The 26,436-nt window shown below is 44.6% G+C and carries 18 protein-coding genes; 6 read left to right on the plus strand and 12 right to left on the minus strand.

Annotation, left to right across the window (positions count from 1 at the left end):
* Nucleotides 1-38: 38 nt before the first annotated feature.
* The 7 genes from X474_RS01110 to X474_RS01145 form a co-directional block, all read right to left on the minus strand.
* A complete protein-coding gene (locus tag X474_RS01110) occupies nucleotides 39-1,508 on the minus strand; it encodes a PAS domain S-box protein (protein ID WP_044346187.1) in 1,470 nt (489 codons plus the stop codon).
* Between the two features lie 200 nt (nucleotides 1,509-1,708).
* Nucleotides 1,709-2,224, minus strand: coding sequence for a thiol peroxidase (gene tpx, locus X474_RS01115; protein WP_044346188.1), 516 nt, complete (start codon nucleotides 2,222-2,224; stop codon nucleotides 1,709-1,711).
* A gap of 343 nt (nucleotides 2,225-2,567) precedes the next feature.
* Complete coding sequence (locus X474_RS01120; protein WP_044346189.1) at nucleotides 2,568-3,014, minus strand: universal stress protein; 447 nt, start codon at nucleotides 3,012-3,014, stop codon at nucleotides 2,568-2,570.
* A gap of 42 nt (nucleotides 3,015-3,056) precedes the next feature.
* Nucleotides 3,057-3,968 (minus strand): serine/threonine-protein kinase, encoded by a 912-nt coding sequence (locus X474_RS01125; RefSeq protein WP_044346190.1) that lies wholly within the window; start codon nucleotides 3,966-3,968, stop codon nucleotides 3,057-3,059.
* A gap of 153 nt (nucleotides 3,969-4,121) precedes the next feature.
* Nucleotides 4,122-4,682, minus strand: a complete 561-nt coding sequence (locus X474_RS01130) for a GAF domain-containing protein (RefSeq protein WP_044346191.1) — start codon at nucleotides 4,680-4,682, stop codon at nucleotides 4,122-4,124.
* Between the two features lie 719 nt (nucleotides 4,683-5,401).
* Complete coding sequence (locus X474_RS01140) at nucleotides 5,402-6,376, minus strand: CsgG/HfaB family protein (protein ID WP_044346193.1); 975 nt, start codon at nucleotides 6,374-6,376, stop codon at nucleotides 5,402-5,404.
* Between the two features lie 25 nt (nucleotides 6,377-6,401).
* The gene (locus X474_RS01145) at nucleotides 6,402-7,070 is read right to left on the minus strand and encodes a glycine zipper domain-containing protein (RefSeq protein WP_044346194.1); all 669 of its coding nucleotides are present in this window, start codon (nucleotides 7,068-7,070) and stop codon (nucleotides 6,402-6,404) included.
* Nucleotides 7,071-8,149: 1,079 nt separating this feature from the next.
* Between X474_RS01145 and X474_RS25405 the strand changes: the two genes are divergently transcribed.
* Both X474_RS25405 and X474_RS01155 read left to right on the plus strand, forming a co-directional pair.
* On the plus strand, nucleotides 8,150-8,335 hold the full coding sequence (locus tag X474_RS25405) for an IS3 family transposase (RefSeq protein WP_331456617.1): 186 nt from the start codon (nucleotides 8,150-8,152) through the stop codon (nucleotides 8,333-8,335).
* Between the two features lie 898 nt (nucleotides 8,336-9,233).
* Complete coding sequence (locus X474_RS01155) at nucleotides 9,234-10,037, plus strand: hypothetical protein (RefSeq protein ID WP_044346195.1); 804 nt, start codon at nucleotides 9,234-9,236, stop codon at nucleotides 10,035-10,037.
* Between the two features lie 114 nt (nucleotides 10,038-10,151).
* On the opposite strand, the gene X474_RS01160 is transcribed toward X474_RS01155, so the two are convergent.
* The 4 genes from X474_RS01160 to X474_RS01175 form a co-directional block, all read right to left on the minus strand.
* Nucleotides 10,152-13,454: a CHAT domain-containing protein gene (locus X474_RS01160; protein WP_044346196.1), complete on the minus strand. Its 3,303-nt coding sequence runs from the start codon at nucleotides 13,452-13,454 to the stop codon at nucleotides 10,152-10,154.
* Between the two features lie 124 nt (nucleotides 13,455-13,578).
* Nucleotides 13,579-14,439 carry a hypothetical protein gene (locus tag X474_RS01165; RefSeq protein ID WP_044346197.1) on the minus strand — a complete coding sequence of 287 codons (861 nt, stop codon included), beginning with the start codon at nucleotides 14,437-14,439 and terminating at the stop codon, nucleotides 13,579-13,581.
* Between the two features lie 90 nt (nucleotides 14,440-14,529).
* On the minus strand, nucleotides 14,530-15,225 hold the full coding sequence (locus X474_RS01170; RefSeq protein WP_044346198.1) for a DUF4384 domain-containing protein: 696 nt from the start codon (nucleotides 15,223-15,225) through the stop codon (nucleotides 14,530-14,532).
* A 577-nt stretch (nucleotides 15,226-15,802) separates the two neighbouring features.
* The gene (locus X474_RS01175; protein WP_044346199.1) at nucleotides 15,803-16,540 is read right to left on the minus strand and encodes a hypothetical protein; all 738 of its coding nucleotides are present in this window, start codon (nucleotides 16,538-16,540) and stop codon (nucleotides 15,803-15,805) included.
* Between the two features lie 894 nt (nucleotides 16,541-17,434).
* Here X474_RS01175 and X474_RS01180 point away from each other — a divergent pair.
* The 3 genes from X474_RS01180 (at nucleotide 17,435) to X474_RS01190 (ending at nucleotide 22,000) form a co-directional block, all read left to right on the plus strand.
* A complete protein-coding gene (locus tag X474_RS01180) occupies nucleotides 17,435-19,531 on the plus strand; it encodes an acetate--CoA ligase family protein (protein WP_044346358.1) in 2,097 nt (698 codons plus the stop codon).
* Between the two features lie 85 nt (nucleotides 19,532-19,616).
* Nucleotides 19,617-20,510 carry an AraC family transcriptional regulator gene (locus X474_RS01185; protein WP_052514726.1) on the plus strand — a complete coding sequence of 298 codons (894 nt, stop codon included), beginning with the start codon at nucleotides 19,617-19,619 and terminating at the stop codon, nucleotides 20,508-20,510.
* A 167-nt stretch (nucleotides 20,511-20,677) separates the two neighbouring features.
* Nucleotides 20,678-22,000 (plus strand): alkyl/aryl-sulfatase, encoded by a 1,323-nt coding sequence (locus X474_RS01190; protein ID WP_044346200.1) that lies wholly within the window; start codon nucleotides 20,678-20,680, stop codon nucleotides 21,998-22,000.
* 249 nt (nucleotides 22,001-22,249) lie between these two features.
* Here X474_RS01190 and X474_RS01195 read toward each other — a convergent pair whose 3' ends face one another.
* A complete protein-coding gene (locus tag X474_RS01195; RefSeq protein ID WP_044346201.1) occupies nucleotides 22,250-24,358 on the minus strand; it encodes a TonB-dependent receptor in 2,109 nt (702 codons plus the stop codon).
* Nucleotides 24,359-24,537: 179 nt separating this feature from the next.
* Between X474_RS01195 and X474_RS25410 the strand changes: the two genes are divergently transcribed.
* Nucleotides 24,538-25,542: a helix-turn-helix domain-containing protein gene (locus X474_RS25410; protein WP_082464067.1), complete on the plus strand. Its 1,005-nt coding sequence runs from the start codon at nucleotides 24,538-24,540 to the stop codon at nucleotides 25,540-25,542.
* The last annotated feature ends 894 nt before the right edge of the window (nucleotides 25,543-26,436 follow it).

Below are 26,436 nucleotides of genomic sequence, written 5' to 3' on the forward strand. Positions count from 1 at the left end.
TCGGTCAAGTCGAAAAGCCGTGGCCCGACCGGTAGTTGCTAATTGCTGGATTTAACCAGATCCAAAATTTCCACATCATTTATATATGTTTTGGTCTTGAACTGAGTGAGATTTTGCAGCCTGTGAGTGATGCCGGCCATTTTAATGGCTTCTTTTTGATAAACGGCATAGTCTTTCAGCACCTCTGGGCTGTTTTCATACTTTTCAAACATAAGCTCCGCATGGGTGACGATGACTTGCAGGGGCTGGTTGAACTCGTGACAAACCGCGCCCGCCGTCTTTATGGCAGCCATGAGGCGCTCTTTTTCCATGAGGTTTCTTTGGGCCTCCTGCCTTTCGGTTGCGTCGATCACAACCGAATAAAGCAGTTCCTTGCCTTCCATGACAATAGGGCCGGAATAGACATCCACTGCTTTGACCTCTCCATTTGCCAGGCGGTGTTTAAATGCAAAATGGTTTTGGGATGCTGATTTTGCCTTCCCCATTTCGTGTTCTATTTCGTCGGCGGTAAGGATGTTGATATCGCTTATGAGCATGGAGGTGAGCCCGGCGTGATCATAACCGTAAAAGGTGCAGGCAGAGGGGTTGGCATCTATGATTTCAGAGGTCTGGGGATCGATCAACAATATAACCGCTGGGCTTTTTTCAAAGAGCGCCTGGTAGTGGGTCTGGCTTTCTCTTAATGCCCTGGTGAGGTCCCGGAATTTTGTGGCGTCTTGAATGATAGCCAGGGAATGGGGGGTTCCGTCTGCATCCATGACGGTGGAAGTGGAGATGCGCACAATTTTTTTCCCTCCGTCGGCCCTGACTATCTCCCACTCCTCCGCCTTGAGGTTGTCCCCCAATCTCATACGCAGCATTCTATCCCGAGCTTTTTTCTGGTAGTCAGGGTCAGGATAGACGGTTTGATACCAGCCGAGGCGGTTGATCTGATCCATTTCATAGCCGGTAAGCCGAACCATGCTTTGATTCCAGATGGTGAAGCAGACAAAGGGAAAGTCTTCTATGGCATGGCACATGCAGATTCCCTCGGCCGCGGTTTCTATCACCTTGCTCGAAAGCTCGGATTGTTTGCGAAATGCTTCTTCCAGGTCCTTGCGGCCGGAGATGTCACGTAAGGTCGTAATGATATATGATTCATTTTGGGTTTTTATCAGGCGTCCTGAAATATAAACCGGGTATCGCCTGCCGTCACTGGCATTGAAAATAGTTTCCTGGTTAAGGCAGTGGCCGGTTATCTTGATCTTTTGTAAAAAGTCCAGCCAATCCTGCTCATTATACCAATAGCCCAGTTTTCTAAGCGTGTTACCTATAATATTCTTTTTGGAATCAGCGGAGAATTCAATAAAGAGGTCATTTACATCAAGCATAACCGGGTTGCGCAGGGAGCATAAAAAGGCAATGTCCGGAGTGTATTGGACAAATTTTTTTAATTTATCCTGGTTTTTTTTCTTTACCTGAGCGGGATTTGCGGATTCTTTGTCCTTGTTTTTAGACGCTTGGGCCATTTGTAATACCTTGTTTGGGTATTTAGTATTTTATTATGGTAATGACTGTTAATCGGTGGTCGGCTCGGTTTAATGGTCGCAAAAAACTATTGTTATACGGTTTTTTGGGCGCCGTAAAAAAAGGGCAGGGCGTAGTTTGAAGCATGGTGGCCTCCGGAGAAATTTTTCTCCGGAAGCCACCGGCATAAATAGCAGAAAGTCTAGAATACCTTTTTCAATGCTTCCATAACTTTTTCGTAATCCGGTTCCTGGGAGATCTCCTGAACAAGTTGCCTGTAAACCAGCATGCCGTTTTGGTCAATTATCAGGACCGCCCGCGCCAAAAGGCGCAGCTCCTTAATCAAAAGGCCGTAATTTTGTCCAAAAGATGCGTCTTTGTGGTCACTTAAGGTGACAAGTTTTTCCACTCCCTGAGCCCCGCACCACCTGGCCTGAGCAAAGGGAAGATCCATGCTCAAGGTGAGAATGACTACATTCTCTCCCAATTTTTCGGCCTCGGTGTTGAAGCGCTTGGTTTGTAATTCGCAGACCGGTGTATCCAAAGAGGGGACCGATGAGATGATAATCACCTTGCCGGTATAGTCGGAAAGGCTCTTGGCTGAAAGGTCTGTTGCCAGGGCTGTGAAGTCAGGGGCCTTGGCCCCGAGTTGAGGCTCATCTCCGGTCAGGGTCAGTGGATTTGATTGCATGAAAACTGCGTTTGGCCTGTCGCCCATTTTGTCTCCTCGTATTTTGGGGAAAACGTTTACCGAAAAGGACCTATGCCCGGATTTGTTTGGTGAAATAAGGCAATATCCTGTTCCTTTAAATAGATACTATTATCAAACAGGATTGTATTACTATAGATTTATATTTACAAAATAAAAAGGGCTTGGCAACTTAAAACAGGCGCAAGAATGGCGAATTGGGTTCAGGCTGATTTACGTGCAAGTGAAAAAAATAGCAAGGAGGAGCGGGCCGGGATGGGAGCTTAAGGAGTGAATGGAATTTGCCGGTCTCAAAGTGTGCGGCAAGAATTTTTTTAATATAACTCGATTAACTGCCGGCAAGGTAAAAGCCCTACTTGGTCTTGACCACCAGGACCGCTGTACCCTCCAGGGCGCGCACAAGCTTGATGCTGACATCTCCCAGGACAAATTCTTCTGCCTTGGACATGCGCTTACGGCCAATTATGACCAAGTCGTAATGTTGCTCACGACATTGTTCAAGTATGCCTTCAGCCACCGTAGGAAAGGTTTCGGTGATCAATTTTGTTTCTATAAGGTTTGGGTTGTAGCCGAATTCCACCAGGCTGTCCTTGGCTTTCTCCAATACCGCCTGGAAACGGGCGGGCTGCTGCTCGGTGAATTTACGGCCCATCAGTTCCTCACTGGCGCTGACCTGGCGGAAAAGATGCAATAAAGTTATGTTGCATTCCTCCGGACACATGGCCATGGATGCGAAAAACTCCAATGCGGCCCTGGAACTGACAGAATCATTAATGCAGACAAGGATTGAGTTTGGCACTGGATCACCCCTGTTTTGATTCAATCTTTCATCTTAGTTAACCTACTCCTCCAGCAGATAGATACATCGGCTTACGTCTTCGATAATTTCCTCCATGACTTCATAATAAATGCTGGCTCCTCTCGAAAAATGCATTAATACATCGTTTAAAGGTTTAGGTATTATCGGATAAATCTTTTTAAGATTTATAAAGCGGGTTTGGTGGATTATTGAGAAATCAGCTCCATCCAAATCGTCATAAAGATTGCCGTACTTTTTCCGATCCTTTTTGATCATGTGTAAGGTGTGAAGCCCCATGCCGACAGCGTAGATCAATATGTTTCCGATTCCAAAAAGGTCTAGGCCAAAGGGGTTTTCAGTTGTCTGGTAATCATAGTCAAAATCAATCCACACGTAATTTCCGCTATCTCTTTCGACAATTATGTGATCGTTTCTAATGTCACCATGGCGAAATCCGTTCAGATGCAAAAATCTGAGTGCGTCTAGGACCTTTAAAATTTGTTTCAGAATAACCGGTAAAATGCGCCTGAAATAGTCTTCATAGGATAAATTGAATGAAGCTATATAGTTAAAAAAATTAGGGCCGCTAATAACATCCAAGATCCTGATGATATTGTCTTTTTCGTCCTTATGCCAGATTCCCTGCATAAAATGGGGATGATTTCTCACCTGGTCGAGAATTTTTGCCTCTTTCTCAGGACTCCTGAAGCACATAATGGAAATTGGACCTATACGGGTCTCGAAATTTTCGAAAAAGGAAAGTTTAATGAGTTTCTTTTCTCCTGTCTCTTGATCAATGGCCCATTTAACCCAGAATTTAGGGTCATCCATTCCGAACCGCATCTCATGAGCATGGCCGGTGACCTTGTAATAGCGTCCGCCGATCAGGAGAATATCATCGCGATCTATGGAATAGATTTCAGTAGTGTCGGTGATCGGATTTAGTTTATCCATTGCACCATATTCCGGCTTTAATCGGGTTATCAAGACGTATTTAATATTTCAAGATCAGCAGCTTTTCAGTTTGGTCCTTAATGATGATCAGTTATTGGATTAAGTTTTATCTCAGCTTAAATCAGGCCCGGATGAATTATTTTCTGGTCTTTATTAAAGCATTCGCAAAGGTAAATTTTCTAAGGCCATTTTGACATGCTCAAGGAAATTTTTGAGCCCGTTATTGTCAATGACCAGGCCTAATAACTCACTCATAATAGCGAGTGATTCCACGTCGTCATCGTGCAGCATTCTTGGCTCGGCGAAATATATCCTCAGCACGCCGGTGATTACTTCCCGGCATTTGATGGGGATGGAAAGCAATGAGACGATGCCTTCCTCTTCCGCGGCCTTGGGATACTGCACCCTGGGATCGTTCTGCATGTTCTCCACAAATACGGCTTCGCCGGTATACAGAGAACAATGGGAGGCGTCTACGAAAAGCACCGGTCCTTTATTAAGGTATTGATCACTGATGCCATAGCTGGCCACGTGGATCATCTGATTTTCCTGCTCATCCAAAAGCATGATGCTGCATCCCTTGGCCTTGAAGGATCGGGTGGTGCCTTCAACCAGATGCTGGATAAGGGTGTTCAGATCCCCATAGGTTGCTATGGCATGGCAGATCACCTTGAACTGCCTGAGGTAAAAGCGCCTTTCTGATTTGGTGACCATGGTATAGCCCTCTCTTGCTTTTTGGCCTTTCTGTTTTGCGGCTTAAATCAACTTTTGCTTTTGGCTTTGTTTCAGGGTCTTTTCGCTGCCTGGCAGCGAGTAATAGCTGGAAAGATTTAAATAAGTAGCTTAGTTATGTGATTTCCGGATCTTTCAAGGGTCATCCCATGAAACCTGAATCAGCACACTAAAAACAACCTGCCGGGTAAATTGTCTTAAATGAAATTGGCTATTTTTATTTATGAAAACAAACCATTATTTGATTCCTGAATGTCAAGTTACAATCGATTATTACTACTAATCATACTATCATAAATGAGTTTAAGCGGGCCAAATTGAAAATGTTCACAAGGTGTAATGGCACATGGGGATGGTGAATTCTTTATTCTTATTAAGCGGGCCGAAGCATTAGTCAGGTTTGATAGGCTGATTCGGCAGGATTTTTCACCGGCTGAGAGTGGGCCACGAAATACCCCTAAAATCAGAGATTTTGGGGATCCCGAATGACGGCCAGCGGGATTGCGAGTCTTTCTTAAGACTAGTAATTCTAGCCAGTTGGCAAAACTCGGTTTTTGCCAACTGTTTGCTGACAAAGCCCAGGAGGACTTTGTCAGCAAACAGGGATGCCCCCATTTCGGGGCTCCCGGTGGTTGTTTATTTTTGTGGGCGAGCGTTGTTTGTAAAGAAAAAAGAAAAGGGGTGATTCCATTCCTTCATCACTACTTAAAAACATCATCCACTGATCTGTCAGGCTCCCTGGTTGTCCGAACCACTCTGGGAGGGGATGCCGGTTTACAGATATCGCCTTTTGCTATGCTGAGGCCCTCAACCGGCCTGATGAGCTTTGCAATGCTCATTTTCGACTCTACGCTTACAACTTCGATAGTTCCCAGATCAGTTTGAGATGATCCCAGCATAACGCCTGTATCCTCATCAATAATGGTTTCTCCTTTTCGGATGACTTTAAAAGTATCGCCTCTTGTTATACCTCCGCTTGATCCCCGGTTAAGGTAATATTGACCGTTTTTGGCCAAGGCCACCTTGACGGGGAAAATTTCATTCAAAATCATGTAAACCAATTTATGGGTGAATCCATTGAGCGCCCTTTGGATGTGCATACCCTCTAAACGCCGGGTTTCAATATTCCCAAAGCATTTTTGATATTGGAGTTGATCTGCAGCTAGAATTTTACCTGTCTCGGCATTAACTATGCGGATGCTTGCACCCAGAGATACTTTGCCCGTTCTTCTATAGCGGGAAGTGTAGGGGATTTTTTCGCTTTCCACCCTGCCTTCCATATTGTTAAGAACTCCGAACAAAAGGAGCTTCGCTCCAAGCATCCTGCCCACCCGAATGGAGTTTTTCGGGGAGGTCATCTCAGATGCACTGAAATCCAGCTCCTTCATGGCCGCATCAAGTCTTGACCTTTCAACTACGCTTAGCCGCTTTGATTTGACTATCTCGGTGACGATTTTGTCGGTTAATAAATTGGTTCGCACCATGTTTTTAATCTCAGCTTTGGCTGATTTTCCCTCTGGGCCTTCGATATTTAATTGAGTGGATACAGAGTTGCCCGGCAGGTCAAAATCAAATACAGCTATGGTTAAAAGCTTTCCCTTAGCCTCCACATTTCCGGCACTTAAAACAAAACCTAAGCAAAGGCTTATGACTAAGAAAATCCTGGCTTTTTGCATTTTCCCCACCTCAAATGATCTTGATTTATCCGGCTGTCAGAAAGGGGATGCTTTCCGTTGTTTTTTCAATTACTTCTCGGTAGAGTTTTTTCTTTGAGGGGTCAAGGGCCGCACCAATCACCGCGCCGGTGGCGCCTCCCACCAATGCTCCGGCTTTGGCTGAAGAGGAATCCTTGCTGCCCACGGAGGTGCCGACAAGCCCGCCCACGGAAGCCCCCAGTAAACCGCCTCCCAGTGCTGCCCAGCCTTTTTTGGAATCACCTGTGCCTTCACCCATCCAAACCAGGCTACCGGTCTCCAGCATGGTCATTTTTGCTGTCATGCTTACTTCGGATCCTTCATTGTCGACATTTACAATGACCAGTGTTTTTACGTTATGAATGCGAAGTTGGGCGGCTCCTTTGCCGGTGGTAAATTCAGCTGCGTTTTGAAAATCGGCTTCTTGTGCAATTTGGTCCAGATTTGCCCGGTCTATGACCAGAAAACCTTTTTTTAATAAAGCCATTGAAAACAGGTCGGCAGTCTCTTGTTTTTGAAGATCCGTTAAGTTTGCGCTGTTAACGACCACAGCCAATCTACCAACTTTGTTGAAGTTGGCCCTTGGGTGAACGAATCCACTACCTGCCGCGCAGGCACTGATAAAGCAAAGGCATATTATTACGCCTAAAATTTTGAAGTTAAGATTCGCTTTCATTAAAATCTCCGTTTTCACATTAGGTTTAATATCAAATAATGGGAGCCTTTAATTTAGTCTATAAAGAAGTTTTACTACTAAATTGCTTATAATTATTGTAAAAAAAGAGACGCTTAATCACGCTGGTAAATTACTTCATAATTAAAAAAAACTAGACAACTCAACTAAACGTTAGAAAAATAAACAGGTAATTTGTTTGTGTCAATCTTTAATATCTTTCAATTATGGTTTTGTAAGCTTTTTGATGACAAAGAAGGTAATATCTCAATAGTTCTTATCTTTTTTGGAGAGAAAGCATAAATAATATCAAATAGTTAGCAATAAATATGCTTTAAGTTTTCAATACGTAAAGTGCTTTAATTTAATAATATAAATTTAACTATTAGCTATAATATTCAAGGTAAGATGTTTGCAATAAGATTAACGAATATTTCGTGATCTATATTGCTGAAAAATTCTGGTTTGGTTGTAAAAGTAATTGGTTGCCTGGAAATAAACTCTCAGCTTTAGCGGTTTGTTTAATGATGACTTGTTTGTATTCAGGTGTGGTGCTCCTCTGGTACGGTAAACGGTATTGGATTTTAGCAGGAAGAGGCGCCCCCAAATTTTAGGCAACTGTGTTAGTCTGATTTGGCTATATAAATCAGAAGAAAATGATGGCTAAGCGTAAGACCTATAGACTCACGTTTAAGTGCAAGGTTGCTCTTGAAGTTATCAAGGGGGACATGGGCATAGCCGAGCTTGCCTCCAATTAAGGGACTAATCCGTTCATGTTAGGTGGAAAATGCAGGCTCTTGGGGCATGGAGGCTTTTTCCCGTGGCGGCCATACTGCCCATGAGGCCCGGGAACAGGGGCGTATCTAGGAAGTTTATACCAAGATCGGGGAACTGACTGAGGAGAGGGGATTTTGGCAAAGCCTTGGGGTGCTGGGTCACGTCCGGAGAATGGTAATGATTGCTCCCAATCACCAAAGGCCAAAGCCTTACTCGCCGATGTTACCTGGTTTGTGTCAGGCGTTCGTCATCTTACTACCAGGGCAAAAGCGAATCTCCCCTGAATTTGAAGGTGATGCTTCTGGCTGACGAGCAGTGCTTTTTGTGCCCCCTTTTTCGATAGCCGCCGCATGATCCGCTCCATAAAAGAGCAAGGCTACAGCCTGGGGCGTAAAAGGGTGTACCGCTTGATGGGCAAGATGGGAATTGCGGCCATATACCCCACACCCCGGGTGCAGCAAGCTTCGCCCGGAGACCAAGGTCTATCCTAACCTACTGAGGGGTATGGTCATTGAACGGACAAGCCATGTGTGTGGTTCGCCAATATCATTTACATTCCCATGTGTCAGGGGCCCATGTACCTGGTGCCGGTAATGAACTGATACTTGCGTCGGGTGCTCTACCGGCGGTCTGGGAGGATGCCGTTGATGCATACGCTTTCGGAGATATTCAACATCGAGCAGTGAGCCACTTAACATGTTTGGCCTTTAACAAGGAGAAAAGTTAAAAAATACCCATAAAGGGCTGCGGTGCCTCAATGGACAACGTATTCATTGAGCGACTGTGGTGGTCGTTTAAGTACGGATGTGTTTACATTAATTTTTTAAAACGGAAAAGCCCTTGGAAAAGGGCTGGGGATCTGGATCGACTTTTAGAATACCCGGAGGGAACTTCCCTCACTGGGCTATCGCACCCCGGACCAGGCATACTTCCAGGGCGCCCAAAAAGCGGCTTAAATATGAACGACCAAATCAAACTTAATCAAGCCGCCAAGCTGTCCGAAAAAATTGGTTCACCGCTTCGTAATGAAAGATTATGAATAATTATTGGTGTGTTGTTACAGTTTGGACTTGGTTGCCGGCCAGGGGTCGGGCTTTGATTAAATAAAAACGTATTTTGGCTATAATCAGATGGGTGATAGTATGAGAATATTTCAATTTTTTTGACTTTAAATTTTAAAAAACTTTTTAGCTTAACTGATTTGTTATTACTGTTTGCAAAAATTATGAAGTGCTATTAATTGTATAAGGCTTGAACGGGAAAAATAAATATTTTATATGAAAATGAATTAAAATGAAAAATAGTTATTTTTTAGGTGTTTGTATGTCTTTATAAAAAAGTATATGATAATATGAAATGAAAATTTAGTGTCTTGTTTTGGGGGAAATTATGTTTTGTTGGAAAAGGTATATTTTTTTAATCTTTATTGTTTGCTTCGCTCTTAATTTTGGATTTATGGTGTTTAGCTCCTCTTTTGTCTGGGCTAAGGTAGTATCGTCTTATGATTCTGCTAAAATAATCAAAAATGGAAAAGTAATTTTAGAAAAAAACATTGTTGCCCCGGATGCGAAAAATAATCCCTGGCCAGGAGTGATGACAGGTAAGTTAAGTAAGGATGCGGATAAACTATTTTATCATCTTTGGAAATACCGTTCAAACACCTTCACTATAATCCATGGAAATCAAAGTAGTTTGGCCAAAATGATCTTCAGACTGGCGTTGTTTAATAAAGATATAGACGCATCTATGAAGCCGGACAGGTTTGCCAGAGGAGCCCAGGCTTTTCACTATTCTATTGATCAAGTCCTCAATTGGCTTAATGATAATAAATTCAATGTTGCTTCTCCATATGATACTGAAGAACGGGAACTGATCGATATTTTAATAAGCAAAAAGGTTATCTCTAAAACAAATGATGGATTCGTTAAAGGGGATCCAAATATCAGACATATTGTTGGTGCCTCTAAGGGGAAAAGGCGGTCGTTGGCTTTAAATCTAAATCAAGAGCGATGGCATGTTTATTGGGATGAAGATCAAGATTTCCGGACGAAGTATATTGCTAAATGGAATCAACTTGGTGAACGCAAACAAAAAGAAGCCATAAAAAAGTTAAAAGGATATAATCCCGATAATCTTCAACAGTTGATTGAGGAATGGGCTGTCTGGCAACAGGAATCACTGCCTGTCAAATAGCTTGTCAGCATAGGTTTTTAGTTTGAATTATTGAAGCAGAGTGCTTTTTTACAAGGCACTCTGCTTCATGTTTGATTTATTTGGCGGTAACTTTATTCCGGGTAAGTGGTTTTTTTACCTCCCAAATATCGCTGGGACAGCCCAGAAGAACGGATGGGTGGGAGTTTGTGTGTAATTTTTAGGCAGCGGTGGTTTTTGCAGGTAATCGAGCTGGGCTTTCTGTAGGGATTTTGCCGGAGACATACTGGCCAGGTTAACGAAAAATTCTCCTACAATAAATCCGACAGCCTGGTCGTCCGCAAACCATAATGTGCCGAGCACACTTTTGAAATTCCGGCGCATAAAGGTGTCAGCCAGGCAAATCTGATCAACTCCCGGAGTCCATCCGGCATCGACCAATTCTTGGTTTAGTTCTTTATTTTCCAGCTCTTTGCGTAAAGAGGCCTTTACCTTTGGTGAATATGTGACTGCGGTATTGCAAGCGGACAGAACCGCTACTTTGGCATTGGCAAAAGGTTGATCCGGCATTTCCATGATGTCTTTAAGAGTCAGCACTCCGTCATGCTTTTCCCGACCTGAGTAAGACATGTAAAGAAAGCCCAGGAGTGGAGATTTTGTAGGGAAGGTTTTTTTGCAAAAGTTTAAAAATGGTTCAAATTTTTTTCTTCTTTTAGAGTACTTATCTTTTTTCTTCCCTGTCAGGTTAGGATCATCCAGAATACTGGTCCACTTTTTATATGCTTTGTTGATTTTGCGTCTGTCTTGTAGTAACTCGGCATAAGGCACTCCGTGGGTGGCAAAATAAAAAACTTCAAAAGGTTTTTGTGAAACCAATTCACGCCAGGCATCTTCTGTTGCCTCGGCTCTCAATAAAATCGAAGGCTGCTTGAGGTTATTTGATTTTGCTGTCGCTGCCATCCTTTTGATTTCAGCCTCGGTTCCCGGCAACGGGGGCAATGCGGCCTTCAGATCTTTGTGGTCGGGGTTGCCCAGAGCTACAATTTGCATATCAGTAGAGAGGCCCTGGCTGCTCTCTTGGCTCTTGAAGACTTGTTCAAAGTAGGACAGCCTCACATAAGAAATAGTTTTATCCTGCACCAGGTATTTGGGGAATGCCTTGTCTTTAAGGTCAGATACCAGGGCAGCATAGGGTACATAACTTAAATACTTGCTGGTTACGATCAGTAAATGATTTTTGCCTGCCAGTTTGGCCTCAAAAGGCTTGATCAGAATTCCATAAAGGCGAGCAAGAACTTGGTTGCATTGAATCAAGTCCTCTTGTTCGCTTCTTTTGCTTTTTTGATGCCCAAAAAGCTCAATTTGTTCCCAAATGAAATCATCCCTGATCAGGGAGGCCAATTGCCGGTAGCTTATCGGCACCCTTTTAATCTCAACTCCATCCTTTGTGAGGCAGAGAATGTTCAAGCAATCCGAAAGGGGGAAGTATTGCAGTAATGCCTGATCAGGACCCAGCTTGGCCTGGATTTTTGTGATATCCAGACGTGAGTTGCTGTCAAACATCGCCGCATCATTTGGGTATTTCGCTTTCCATTGCTTCAGAAGATCTTTATATGATGCCGCCAGGTTATCAGAAGCCAGTTCGAGTTTCTTTGCCTCCTCGAACAGCTCCGGATCGGCCTTTGAATTGTTTTTTTCCTGCTTGGCTATGCGGCTGGAAAGGCTGGACCGGTTTTGCCCCAACTTTTTCTGTTGAGCAATAAGGGTTTTTAGTTTTTTATAAAGGTCGTTTTTTTTCTGATCTTCAAATTCAGGCAAAGCGGTTTGAGCGGCGTTTTTAATCACCTCGTTTTTATAAATTTCCTGAAAATTGAATAAGGCTGTCAGGTAGGCCGGTTTGTTTTCCTTTTGAACCAACTCGGATGCCACCTCAATCGCCTCGGTAAAGAGGTCTTCCTTATCTTTCAGATAGTCTCCCATTAATTCGGAATCGTTTCCCGCAGCACTGATTTGCATGACCGTTTCAATGGCCGCCTGGTAATGTTTGAGAGCTTTTTTAAGGTTTCCTTTTTCTTTCTCGGCAAACCCCAGGCCTTGCTGAGCGCTCCAGAGCACCTCTTTTTTACCGGTCTTTTTTGCAAGCTCATATGCCTTTTCATATGGTTGCCGGGAGAGGTCCAGGGCTTTTTGTTTGCTTATGGACAGGAAGCGGGGTGGTTCGTCTTCAAATAAAAGGTCACGGGAAACACGTTCGGGATCAATGCCTGTTTTGTAGATGCGGGCAATCTGGTTCAGGGCCTCGGCCTGATAGGCAATAATTTCAAGCTTGGTATAAAGGGCTAAAGCTTTTTGGTAGTGATCCAAAGCTCTGGGATAGTCCTTTTGGTGCAGCTCATACAACTTACCCAGACCCAAGTGTGAACTTGCCAGCCCTTCTTTAAAATCGGCCTTTTCATAAAGGTCAAGTGATTCTTCATAGTCCGCCTGGGCTTTTGGAAAATATCCCTGAATACGGTAAATCAGCGCCCTGTTGCTCAGGGCTATGGCTTGGTCCTTTATGTTTTGTATTTCCTTTGCAATTTTAAGGGCCTGTTCAATGGAATCGATGGCTGTTTCGTATTGGCCGGCGCTTTTGAAAACCAGACCTTTATTATTGTAATCTGCCCCCAGATTTCGTTTAAGGTTGGCCTGTCGGGCCTGGTCCATGGCTTTTTTAAAATATTTCAGGGCTTTTTGATAATCGCCAAGCTCCCAGTAGGTGATACCCAGGTTTGAATTGGCTTCCAATATCGCGTGGTTGTTTTGGGCCTTCTGAGCAAGGGGCAAAGCCTTGTTCAGATGGTCAATTGCTTTTTCGTACTGACCAAGTTTATTAAAACAAAGCCCCAAGGAATTTAAAGCCATTGACTGGGTGCTCAGATCTTGACCTTTTTGCAGATGCGATAGGGCTTTCTTATAGAAGATAATGCTTTGGTTGTACATTTCGCTTCTACGGTAGGCATCTGCGATTCTGAGCTCAATCTCGGTCCTTTCCTTCTGCTTTAGTTTGTATTTTTGCTTAATGAGCTTTAATTGCTTAATGGAAGCTTTGTAATCCCCTTGAGCGTAGAAGGCCCCTGCAAGGTTACCGCGCAGTTTGATTGCGAATTCAGGGGACGGCTTTTTATGGATTTCAAGAGCCTTTTTAAAGGTGGACACTGCCCCCTCGTTGTTTCCCAACCTGATTTGCATTGCCCCGATGTTGGATAAAACCTTTTGGGCCGCGGCAGGGTTTTTAGCTTTGATCAAAAGATCAACCACAATTTGGAAATGTTCGATCGCCTGTTTGAGCTTGCCTTGCTTGTAAAAAGTCTGGCCTTTTTGAAAATGAGTTTTAAGGTCGGCGGCGCATACTGACGTACAAAAAATTAACCCGGCAATCAGGGCAATACCAAGAGATAGGATCTTACTTTTTTGCATCCTGAACCCTCTTCAATCAGGTAGGAAGTTTGCGAAATGTTTTGATAGGAATTTAAGGGATGTTGGCGGGAGAGGAATCTCTCCCGCCAAGTGCTTATAAAGTCAAGGAACATTTATCCGAGAATTATTCACCGCTAAGTGTCTCGGCGTCTTGCATGAGCCCCTTGGCATTACCCACCATGGATTTACTCACAGCGAGCAAGGTTTTGGTAGTATTGAGTAATTTGGTTCCACCACCGCTGGCCATGTCCTTAGCTGCGGAAAGGAACCCTCCCACACCGCCACTGGTTGCCTTTTCTGTAGTTTTTTTGACTTCCTGCAGTAAGGCGGCCACATTGGCGGAAAACGCCACGAACTGGTTGATGGTGGAAGAAACTTTGGGAATTACACTGGACTGAATCTTTTTCCTGTCTTCAACTGACAAACTCTTGGACTGTTTGGCTTCTTGAGCATATTCGCGCCTGGCTTGGCTGAGTTCTTCCTGCGCGGTCTGCATTTCGTTCAGCTTGTCCGAGTCTGCTTCGCTCACTACAACCTGAGCACTTTTTTTTCTGGAATCGGCCAGTTTGTGAGCGAGTTTCGCCCTGGATTTGCAGTTGCATTTCTCCCACATGACAGCATATTGCTTTTGAAGTTTGTAGTACTCTTCGGCCAAGCCAATTACCTGGTCTTTAAAATCTTCGCCGCAGGCCCCCGGCTCGGGTGAGGTCTTGACCAGCTCTTTGTATTTTTTGTCTTTCTCCTCAATCTGTTTGCGTAGTGTTTTTTCTTTTTGCCAATCGCAAGGCGGTGGGGTGGGTCCACTGGGTTTTTTTAAAATTGCCAGGGACAATTCTTCCATTTCCGCAGAGTTTTTACCCGAATCCTGAGCCAGGGCATTGGCTTGTCCGGATAATTCAGCTGTTGCCCAGACAATGCCGCCTAGTAATAAAAGTGAGATAAAGGCAATCCAAAACCACTTGCGACTGTGACGTGTGTGGCTCATCAGTTAATCCCCCCGATAACAGCTAAATAACTATCATCCGCTTGATATGAAAAAAAATGATTTGTGATGTAACTTTGTTTTGTAGTTTGGTTAGTTGTGGTCCAAGGCATAGTAAACCACCAGAACGTCATCCGGAGATGAGCTAGCCTGGGAAGAAGTTTTAATTCCGCTTTGAGTGTCTTCTTCCTCTTCAAAGACCAGATCTCTGGAGGTTCTTCTGGATTCATTGTTTTCCTGGATGCCGTTGAGGTCGGCGGCGCAGTTTCTGACCTGTCCTTTGTTTTCCGTAGCCTCCAGAGAAGCTTCATCCAGCTCCGGGACCCTTTCTTTAGTCAAGAAGACCAGGACCTCTTCCTTACCGGGATTGTTATCGAATTTAAATGAACCCTTAACAGGTATTGTGCAGACCTGGTTTTTTTTAATCAGGTTGTCCCTGCCGGTCAGTTTATTGGGGAACAGCATGTAAAGGCTGCCGGAACTGCCTTTTAAAAACCAGTAGGCATAGCAATCTGTATTCACTGTATATTTGAATTTAACCTTGTCACCCGACCGGAAGGCGTGATTAGGCAATACAGTTGATTTATGGCCGTTGCGTACAAGTTCAACCGCTGTCTTCATGGAGACCACGATTGCGTTACCGCTGGAATCGACCTTTGCGGCGACCGCGGGCCTTTCATCGTCTTCAAAAACCAAATCACGGTTGGTGCGTTTGGCGTCGGCAACCGCTGCGGTTAAGGTAAAAACGCAGGCTAAGGTGAGAAATGATAAGAACTTGCCGTGCTTCATAAATCACTCCTTGATAAGGTGCTAGTGTTAAAGATTACACTACTTATTAATGGTTGATTGAGCTTTGTTTATATAAGACGTCCGGATGATAAAATTTATTACGATTCTATATTTATTGTTAATCAAGTCAAGGTGGAAAGATGGACAGAGCTTAAGAAAGTTATTAATATTAGAAGGATTAATGTGTTTGATTTGTGTAACTATTGTAAATAATTATCTGAAAGAGTAACGCGCGTTAAAATTATCAGTTAATTGAAAAAAACCGGCTTCTTTAATTATAACTACTATGTGATTTTATCGTTATTGGACAGATTGACTTTTAAGTACACTAGCTTTGAGAAATCATAAGTAATTCTATATTCTGTGGATTATCCATAGGGCTAATTGAAGGAATGTAGTTTTTTGAATGATTGTTGGCGTGTTGTTGTGGCTTGGAGATGGCCTTTTGATAAAGGCCGGATAATTGTTTAAATTTAAGTTATGCTTTAGCTACAATAAGATGATTAATAGTATAAGAAATTTGCAAATAATAAATTAAATTTATAATCACAAACTCGCCGGTTAAACTGGGTTAATTTTAAATTCGCCCGCTTGTATTTATTTCTTCCAGCTTGTGAATATCTTGATTGATAATATCCATATCTTTTTCCATGCTATTGATTTTACTTAAATATTGACTAAGTTCCTGTTTGGTTGCCTGGATTTTATCGTAAAAAGACTGACGGTAATTTTCTGCTTCTTCTTTGGTTTTGAATTTGCATGTGCCGCAAATGAACACAACCCCTGAGCCCAAAAGTTTGTTTTTTTCTTCTATTTCCTGGTTTTGTTTGAATAATTCAATTTCTGCAGCTAAGCGCGACTCAAGTTGCTCCTGTTCAGATCTTTTCTTTTCCAGATCATGTTCCGCATTTGTCAGCTTGGCATTCAAACTCTTTAATTTCACCCTCGCATCATATTCTTCTGTAGTAATTTCCTCTACATTTTGAGCGACAATCAAAATAGCGCTTGTGGGCGAAAAACCAAAGCCATGGCCGAACCCCCAAGAGTATCCGGTCTCCTCTTTCATGTAACTATCAGTTTTGGCAAAGGTTTTTCCAAATCCCTCTTGTAAGGGTATTATCGCTTTAATCTCCATTCCTTTTTCGTTAATTTCCTTAGTCAATGCATCCATTTTTATGGCCAACTCTTCATAATCAGGGACTATGGAATAGATGTTTTCTATGCCCCGTGAGTATTTTATGGAATGATTTATTGAAGATAAATCCTGTTTTTGAATTTCTATTATATTGTATTGGGTCTCTATCCATTTTTTCATTTGCAACTCTCTGTTTAATAATTAAGGATTTTTAAAACTCTTTATCATGGATTATAATTTGATGCTTCACGTTTTGTTGCTTTAAAAGATATATCAGTAATTAATTCCGATAGCTTAAAGTTAGTTATTTGAAAAAGTACCTATTATGCTGAAGGATTAAGGTTAATTGTTCTCCCCTGACTTGTTGGTTTTTATTTTTTTTAATCCGCAAATTTTGTGCGAAGTTTTCATCATTCCTACTGAAATGATTTTAAAGAAGAGTTGTGTTTTCCGGGCCTTCCTTGATTAAACAGCGCACTATAAATCACGCCGGAGAAAAGGACACACTTGGGAGCACAGTTTATATTTTTTTGGGGAAAGGCCTTCAATGCAAAAAAAGTTGTTTCTGAATAGTTTTATGGATCAGTTGAGGCATTCGTGCAGAAAACGTAAAGGTTGTGTAATTAAAATAAACAGTTGGTATGGTTTGAGTGGTTAATAATCCACAATGACTCAAGTGGGCCGGAAGCACATCCCAGAATGACACTCCGCTAAATCATGAGCTTAATATGCCTACAATTTAAAAGGGTTGGCAACTCCACGTTTTTACAAAACCAACAAGATACTCGGTGCATTGAGTCACGGTGCATCGCTTTCAGTTGGCCGCTTGCCAAAACAGCGATTTATTTTATGCCGGATTACCGGTACCTTCCTATATGTCATATATGCAAAGGTAGAGTTGTTTCAGGCTGATCCTCAAAAATGGTTTAAGGAAAACTACATCAGAATTCGCCACTAGATCATAAACAGTTGGCAAATCTGGGCCTATTAAGACCAATACACAGGAATCTTGGTTTTTATTTGCAAACAGCTCTTGGGCAGATCCAGCAGGACAAGGAAAAAAGGAATATCCTCATGGAATTTTTTTTCAACCCCCGAGGTATAGCGGTAGTGGGCGCATCGCCCCATCCCGGTAAAGGCGGCAACATCATCATATCCAACCTGCAAAAAGGGTATGAGGGCGAGATTTATCCGGTAACGCCCCGTCATCAGGAGGTCAACGGGCTTAAATGCTATGACCATATCCTTGCGGTTCCTGACCCGGTGGATATGGCTATTGTGTATGTGGGGGCTAAATTAGTGCCCCAAATTATCCGCGATTGCGGTAAGCGGGGCATTGGCGGGGTGATGCTTCAGTCTGCTGGATTTTCCGAGTCCGGGCCTGAGGGCGCCGAGATACAGGCCGAGATAGCGGAAACCGCGGCCAAGGCCGGGGTGCGGATCTGGGGGCCCAATTGCATGGGCCTGGTTGATGCGGTCAACAAAAACGTATTTTCCACTGTGGCTCCAGCCATCTGGAGCGCAGGCATGACCGGCGGCAATGTTTCCCTGATTGTGCAAAGCGGCATGCTGGCCGGGGCTTTTCTGATTGATATCATGACTCACGGCGGCAGGGGGATTGCCAAGGCCTGCTCTATTGGCAACAAGATGGATGTTCATGAATGCGATATCCTGGAATATCTTTTGAACGACCCGGACACCGGGGTGATCGGGCTTTACCTTGAGTCCATAGTGGACGGTCCCCGTTTTGTATCCCTTTGTAAAAACGCCGCTAAACCCATTGTGGTGCTCAAGGGCGGGAAAAGCGCCAAGGGAGCCCAGGCTGCCATGAGCCACACAGCCAGCCTGGCCGGGGACGGAGCCATAGTAAGCGGCGCTTTACGTCAAGCCGGGGTGATCGAGGCGGACGACTTTTTCCAGATGATGGAGCTTTGCGAGACTCTCGGCGCTTATCCCTCCTTGCCCGCCGAGAGGCAAAACAGGGTGGCTGTCCTTACTTACAGCGGCGGCGCGGGCATTGTTTCGGCAGACTTTTTCGAGTCGTACGGCCTTGTCCTGGGTGAATTGAACCAGGAGGCCATTGAAATGCTGGGGCAGGTTTACCCCGCCTGGATGAAACCAGACAACCCCATGGACCTGTGGCCAGCGGTGATCGTAAACGGCACGATCAGGGTTTACAACCAGGCGGTAAAGGCGGCCTGTTTTGATCCCGGGATAGACGCGATTTTTGCCCATTGCTTTGTGGGCGGCTTTGATCTGGAGCCCGACCTTCCGGCCATGGCCCGCATGTCCAGGCAGGCGGGTAAACCTTTGGTATGCTGGATTACCGGTGAGCGCAAGGCGGTGCACCAGTTCCAGGTGGAGGCCCACAAGCTTAAGGTGCCGGTCTTTCATGAGGTGAAAAGGTGCGTGGAGTGTTTGAGCGCCCTTCTCAACCAGCCCCAAAAAGGAGCCGCCACAGGTTTCTCACAGGCAGCTGATGAACGGGAAAAACTGCTTGGCCTGCTTGACGGCCACAAAGGCGGTTTGGATGAATATGAATCCAAACGCATATTAAAAACCCTCGAGGTTCCGATTGTCTCGGAAGAAATAGTCGGCTCAACCGATGAGGCCCTGACCGCCGCCCGGGCCCTTGGGTTCCCGGTGGTTATGAAGGGTGTGGACCCTGAAATCATCCATAAAACCGAGGCCAACCTGGTGAGGCTTGACATAGCGTCCGAAGACCAGGTGCCGGGGGTTTATGAAGAGCTGAGGGCGTCAATGGGTGAACAAGGCAGGGTGCTGGTTCAGGCCCAGATAAGTGGCGGCCTGGAGCTTATCGCAGGCCTGGTCCGCGACCCCCAGTTCGGCCCCTGCGTAATGTGCGGCTTGGGCGGTGTGTTTGCCGAGCTTATCAAGGACAGAGTCTTTGCCGCCGCTCCCCTTAACCATGAAGACGCCCTGGCCCTGATGGGCCGACTTAAGTCCCAGGAATTGTTGAATGGCTTCAGAGGGGGAGATCCGGTTGACAGGGACGCCCTGGCTGGCGTTCTGCTGGGCCTCTCCAGGCTGGGGATGGCCGCCCCCACGGTCTCGCAAGTGGATATAAATCCCCTTATCGTGGCTAACGGAAAACCCGTTGCCGTGGATGCCACCATTGTTGTTGAGGATTTGGAATTAAATCCTGTTTGAACAAAAGGGCGGAACAAGGTCTGCTTGGGTAAAAAGCCGGATTGGATGAGCCTCAGCCTTGCTCCGCCGTATAAAAGATCTGAAAATGCCTGATAAACAAGAAAACATCCCCATGGTCTCCTTTTATAAGGGAGAGAAACTGAAGCACGAGTTTGAGGTGCTCTGGCTTGAGGATCTGTTTGCCAGGCAAAATGAGCTGCCTTTCAGGCTGGATCAACCCTGCCGGGTTAATTTTTATCACTTGGTTTTTATTACCAAAGGCTCGGGCAGGCATTGGATTGACTTTGAGCCATACAACATAAGAAAAGGAAGTCTTTTATTTATCTGCCAAGGCCAGGTGCACAGTTTTGAGCCAAAGCCGGAGTTGGGCGGCATCATGTTGTTGTTTACCGAGGCTTTTTTACAGGAAAATATGATCCATTCAGACCTGCTGGCTTATTACAGGCTTTACAACTACCACCTGCACTCCCCGGTCTTACAGCCCGTCGATACTGGGGGCGATGTTTTTCAAAACATTTTTCAGGAAATATTTAAGGAGTTTAAGGCTCCGGATGATTTCGCCAAGCCGGAGGTGTTGCGCTCTTTGCTGAAATTGCTTTTGTTAAAGGCAGAGCGAATCAAGCGCACCTTGGTTTCCGGAGTTGAAAAATCCGATTGGTTCATTAAATTCAGCGAGTTCAGGGCGTTTTTGGAAAACCGTTTCACTCAAACCAGGAACGCCCATGATTACGCCAGGGAGCTGGGTGTTTCCTACAAGCATTTGAACCGGATATGCAAGGCAGTAAGCGGATGCACCGCCAAGCGGTTTATTGACAACTACGTTGTTCTGGAAATAAAGCGCAGACTGGCCACCTCCAGTATCTCGGTCAAGGAATTAACTTATGAGCTGGGTTTTGATGAACCCACTAATTTGGTTAAGTACTTTAAAAAACATGCTTTAGTATCCCCGTCTCATTTCCGCCGCGATCTTGTTAAATAGCCTCCGGTTCGATATTTACCATTTTTAGGCTTTTCCTGACCTTTAATTTGTCCTTTGGTCTTTATATCCTTATCAACAGTCATACACATTGCAACAGCTTTGAATAGTTATAAAAATAATAACTTCAAAGGCCGTCGAGCCGTTCTTTCCCCCTAACGGAGGATGTCATGCCCATCAAGCTTAAAAATAAAGAGTCTGAAATCCCGCTGGAAGCCATGAAGAATCATGCCAAGGCCATGTTTGAAAAAGAGGTCGTCAAGTTGACTGAGAATGTCTATGTGGCCGTGGGCTATGCGCCTTCAAACTCAGCCATGATCATAGGCGAGGAAGGGGTTGTTATAATCGACACCAGCCAAAGCATTGGATCCGCGCGGGATATCCTGGCCGAATTTCGCAAAATAACAGATAGGCCCATCAAGGCGATTATTTACACCCATGGTCATCGCGACCATATCAGCGGGACTCAGGTCTTTATTGATGAAGGGTCTGATCCGGAAATCTATGCCCGGGCTAATCTGCATAATCCCCTGGACGATGCCAACCTGGATCAGGTGGGGCCCTACAAAATTCTGCAACAGCGGACCGTTCGGCAGTACGGAATCAAGGTGCTTAAGCCTCACACCGAAAAGATCAGTATGGGGCTGGGGCCTGCCGTGTTTAATGCCGAGGGTCTTGGCCAGGGATTTGTCCCTCCCACCAGGACCTTTGATAACGAAAAAATGGAGATAAGCGCAGCCGGGATCAAACTTGAATTATACAAGGCCCCGGGTGAAACCGATGACCAGCTTTTCGTCTGGCATCCCGAGCAGAAGGTGCTTTTCTGTGGCGATAATTTTTATCAGACCTTCCCCAACCTTTACGCTATCCGGGGTACGGTTTACCGGGATTACAATCTCTGGGCCGACAGCCTGGACCACATGACAAAGTTCCCGGTTGAACACCTGGCGCCGGGCCACACCCGCCCCATATCCGGTCCTTTGGTTGGGCAAACCCTGGCTGATTACCGGGATGCCATCCGTTTTGTTATCGCCAAAACCGCGGAAGGCATGAATATGGGGCTCACCCCGGATGAACTGGTCTCTTATGTGAAGCTGCCGGATCATTTGGCAGAAAAATATTATCTACAGGAGTTTTTAGGGACTGTGGCCTGGTCTGTGCGCGGTTATTTTAACGGCACTTTGGGCTGGTTTGACGGTAATCCAACCAATCTGTTCCCCATTCCCCCCAAGGAGCGGGCCGGTCGTATTGCCGGTATGGCAGGCGGTGAAGATGCCCTTTTGGAACAATTGGAAAAGGCTTTTGCCAATAAAGATCACCAGTGGTGCCTGGAACTGGCAGACCTGGTTATCGCTCTTGAAACCCACAAGCAAAGAGCCCGGCAGATCAAAGCACAAGCCATGATCGCCTTGGCCGACCAACAGACCAGCGCCATTGCGCGCAACTATTACCTGGCCTATGCCAAGGAGCTTAAAGCCGAGTTGGGAGAATAGGGGGGTAAGGAAAAGAGCCATGGAGGGTGTGTCAAATTGTGAGTAGCAATTGGATCCGGTTGGGGCAAAACCTAAAATTTCGGCGAGTGACGTCTGACAAAGTCCAGGATGCCTTTGTCAGCAAACTGGGGCGGCCTTGGCCGCCCCGGATTTACTTGCGTGGAACATTCATACCAAACTCACCCTGAAGATTGGGCCCTTGGACCTGGCTTACGGTGTTCAGAAACAACAGTTTCCTGACCACCGGCCTTAAAACTTGTAGGAGATCTGAAATCCGACAACACGAGGTTCGCCCATCATAAACAGGTCGTACTCCTCCACAGTTTCGGTGAAATACTCTTTATCAAAAAGATTGCGCACGTATAGATAGGCATTCAGGCTGGAAGCGAATTCCCAACCAATTTTCATGTTGACAAGATCCAACTCCTCCCGGGAGAAGTGTGCGCTATTATCTTTACTGAAATAGGTTTTACCCAAACGGTGGTAGTCGGCGGCAACAAAAAAACCATTTGATTTGCGGTAGGTTATTCCCAGGTCGAGGGTGTATTCGGGTGTATTGGTCATATGGTTGTCGTTGTACTTCACCGACCCTGTACCTATATTTTCTTCGAAGTCATCATATACTGCCTCTATCAATCCAATGGAACCGTATAGATGAAGCGAATGAATGGGACGATAAGAGAAATCAACCTCAACTCCTTGAGCGTGGGCCTCCCCGGCGTTGACCACGACGAATTTCATTGGAGACGCCTCTTGAGAGACTTGCAAGTCATTGTACTCGGTGTAGAAGAAATTAACGCCTGCGATTAATTTATTTGAAAACAAAGTAAATTTGGCGCCCAACTCGTAATCAAGGGAATGTTGAGCATCAAAAGTCGCTGCTTCAGGGTCTGTTTCAATGTAGTTGAAACCTCCGGGCATATAGCCTTGAGCCAGAGTGGCATAAAACATTGTTTTATCATTCAGGTGATAATTTAGACCGGCTTTTCCCAGAAAGACATCCCAGGAATCAGAGACATTGTAAGATTGAGAGGCAATTAAATCGGCCTTTGTAATTTCGTCATACTCCTGATGATGGTGCTCCATATCCCGGGCAACATACTCATAACGACCACCTAAGGTCATGGTAAGTTTTTCGCTTACCAGGGGAACTGTTATTTCACCAAAGGTGGCGTAATATTGGCTGTCTATTGTCGAGGGGTCGTTTGAAGTTGTCACACCCAGGCCATAATAAGACATATCAAAGGTATAGCCCGACGTGTTTCTTTTGGATTGCTCGTTCGCAGCGTATATTCCGGCCAGCCATTTAAACTTACTGTTGTCTTCAGCCGGAGGTGATGAAAAACGTATCTCCTGGCCCAAGGTGTATTCTTCAATATCATCAAAACCACCATATTTCGGGAAACCAAAATACTGGTAAGAATTGGCGTTGCCTTGCCTGAAGGTGGTAATGGCCTTAAAGTCAAACGCATCAAAGTTCCCTGACAGGTCCATAGCTGCGTTGTGGGTGGTTGCCTTCATTTCGGGATTTGTAAAATTTGTGGTGATATCATAGGAAAGATCTTTGCCGACCACGAACGGAACGGCCGCCGCATCAATATCACTCAGGCCGTATTGCAAATTAAGCTCAAAATTATCACTTGGATAATAAAGGGCTTTGACAAACAGGCTGCCACTTTTATGATGGTCCCACTCTTCTTCTCCACCTGGTGTATGATCCGTCATCCAGCCATCGGTTTTGCTATAGTTTCCAGCTAATCGCACAAATAGTTTTTCCTCTATCACGGGGGCATTAATCTGGAAGTTGGCTCCAATACCGTTGTTCTCTTCCAGGTATCCCTGAGCATTACCCTGAAACAGGCCCGATGGTTTTTTAGTTTTGATATTGATGACACCGGCCATGGCATTTTTTCCGTATAGTGTTCCTTGAGGTCCGCGAAGGAATTCAACCTGACTGATATTATTGAAATCGCAGACCACTCCGAATCTTGATTCCCATGGGATGCCATCAAAATTTATCAGGACTGGGCTGCGTTCTGAGATAACACTCATTCCAAACATACCGACTCCACGGAAGTTAAAAGATCCTCCGTCCATCCTTCCCGATTGGAGATACTGAATATTGGGGAGGAAAAGAGCCAGATCCGACATTTTGCGGATATTACGGTCTTGGATTTCGTTTTCGGTAATGACCGTTAGGGGGATAGCGACTTTTTGTGCAAGGTTTTCTCTTTTTTCAGCGGTCACTATTATTGGCTCAAGTCTGTTCGGAGTGGTCTCCGCTTGGGACTTTATGCCTGGTAATAGGAATAAACTTAATAATATCAACAAAATAAATTTACTTAAAGAACAATGCATGCCAGCACCTTTTTAGAAAATAGTTGATCTTGCGGGTTTATCCATCTATAGTTGGGTAAAAATAAGGGAGTCTTTACAAATTTTTGGAATATTAATTCTTCTGGAAAACCAAAGCTTTCATTCGGCGAACAAAACTTAACGGTTTTCGAAAACTCGGAAAAATTTGTGAATGGTGCGAAATGCCTCGACAACAGATGCATCAGACTAATGAAGAAGGCATTATATACAATGGTAAGTTCCTAGGGAATACCCACCGGAATACTCTGGAATTCACTGAGCGCAATGTAGATGCAAATGAGTTGAAATGGGAGTGCCCTCCTGAATTGGGGGTCGGTTATTTCAAGAAGATTGTATTGCGTTCCGGCTTTGAACTTTGGTTTTCATCGTGTAAATATCATGAAAAAACTAAATTCGTATCATGCGAAAGTTCATTAGGGTTACATTTCAACTTTGTATTATCCGGAGAATGCCGTTGTATCTCCGAGGAGCAAAGTAGTAAGTTTAAATCGACTGAGGGGCATCAGCATATTGTTTATTTTCCCTATGATTCAGTGCATGAAATCTATCCTTATCAAATTTTTAGTGACGTATGTATTGTAGTTAAACCAGAGTTATTTTATTCTTTATTTGATAGAACCGACGATTTTTTGGATTGTGACCTTAACAAGGTAACTAGTAGGGAGCATTATCGTCAATGCAGCGTTATTACGACAGAAATGCGTGAAATCCTGCAAAGAATAATCTATTGCAACGTTAGCAGATCCTTGCGAAAGCTCTTTTTGGAAAGCCAAGCTCTATATCTGCTTTACTGCCAATTGGCACAATGGCACCCCGAGAAGGTCATCAACGAGAGACCAGTCTATCATCCCCGAGATTTAGAGGCGATTCAGCAGGTGAAAAGGTTTTTGGAAAAAAACCTCAATTCAAAGCATAACCTTTCCACCCTGGCTAATTTGGCCGGAATGTCTCACACTAAATTAAATCGTTGTTTCAAAGAGATTTACGGCTTGACTGTCTTTAAATTTTTAAGGGAGAAAAGGCTTGTTAAGGCACATGAATTACTAGGCATGGGTTACACAGTCACCGAGATAGCCTATCAACTGGGATATAGTTCCTTAAGTCATTTTTCCCAAACCTTTTATCGTTATTATGGTATATATCCCAATCAAATTCGCAGGCAGTGAAGTATGTAAAATCTAGAGGTTTTGCTGTTAATCAAAGCCTGTTTATTCCTTTTATCTGAATGGAAAGCCTTGGATGTTCGAAAAATATTGGCCATAGGTGTGGAGGCCGCGGTCGTCCGGACCGCGATGGGTTGGAGCGTCAAGAATGCTGCTTATGGTTTTGGCATCACTTTTACCGATACACTCGGCGATACTGCACAGGTCAGGATTCTTCATTATCGATTGGTTGTTTTATGAATGAGTGCTACGCAACTACGCTGCTTTGAAATTACAGGGAATCAACCTGACGATAGAGTCCGCCCTGAAGCGGAGTTTGTTTTTTGAATAGCGAGTGAACCGGCAAGGCGCCTTTCGTTTTTGGCCATGACATGCCGAAGGTTAACTTCCGGTCTTGTAAGTTCAAGTTCTGCCCCTGACAGATTTATACCACCACTTTAAGCTGGTTCTTATAAACGCCACTTTAATTTCAACTGCGATTTCAGTCGGTTCTAAACGGCACGGCCATAGATTACCCGTTTGCCCAAGTGTGCCCGTATGTTGCGGTTTTTCTCTCCTTTTTTTAGTTGAAAAGTGATCTGCTCTGGGAATGGCTTTGGAGCAGATTTGTAAATCCAAGCTGAACACCATTCGGGCATGCAGAAGTAATTACATGTTTGACTATGCCCCTGGCCTGCGCTATTGTAGCTATATCGTAGCTATAAATTGGGGGAAAACATGTCAGTTCGCGTCGGCTTCACCTGAGCGCCCTTAAATAGCCTACCGGGGCGCGGTAGAAGGAGAATGCCGAGGCTGTTCCTTTTCATTCCATAAGCAACTAATCACAGCCTTTCCTGATCTTTCCTCGACCTCCCGGGTTGATCTTTCCCAGGGTTTTCGGCCCTGGCCAAGTCATAC

This window comes from Dethiosulfatarculus sandiegensis (assembly GCF_000931935.2).
Taxonomy (GTDB): Bacteria; Desulfobacterota; Desulfarculia; order Desulfarculales; family Desulfarculaceae; genus Dethiosulfatarculus; species Dethiosulfatarculus sandiegensis.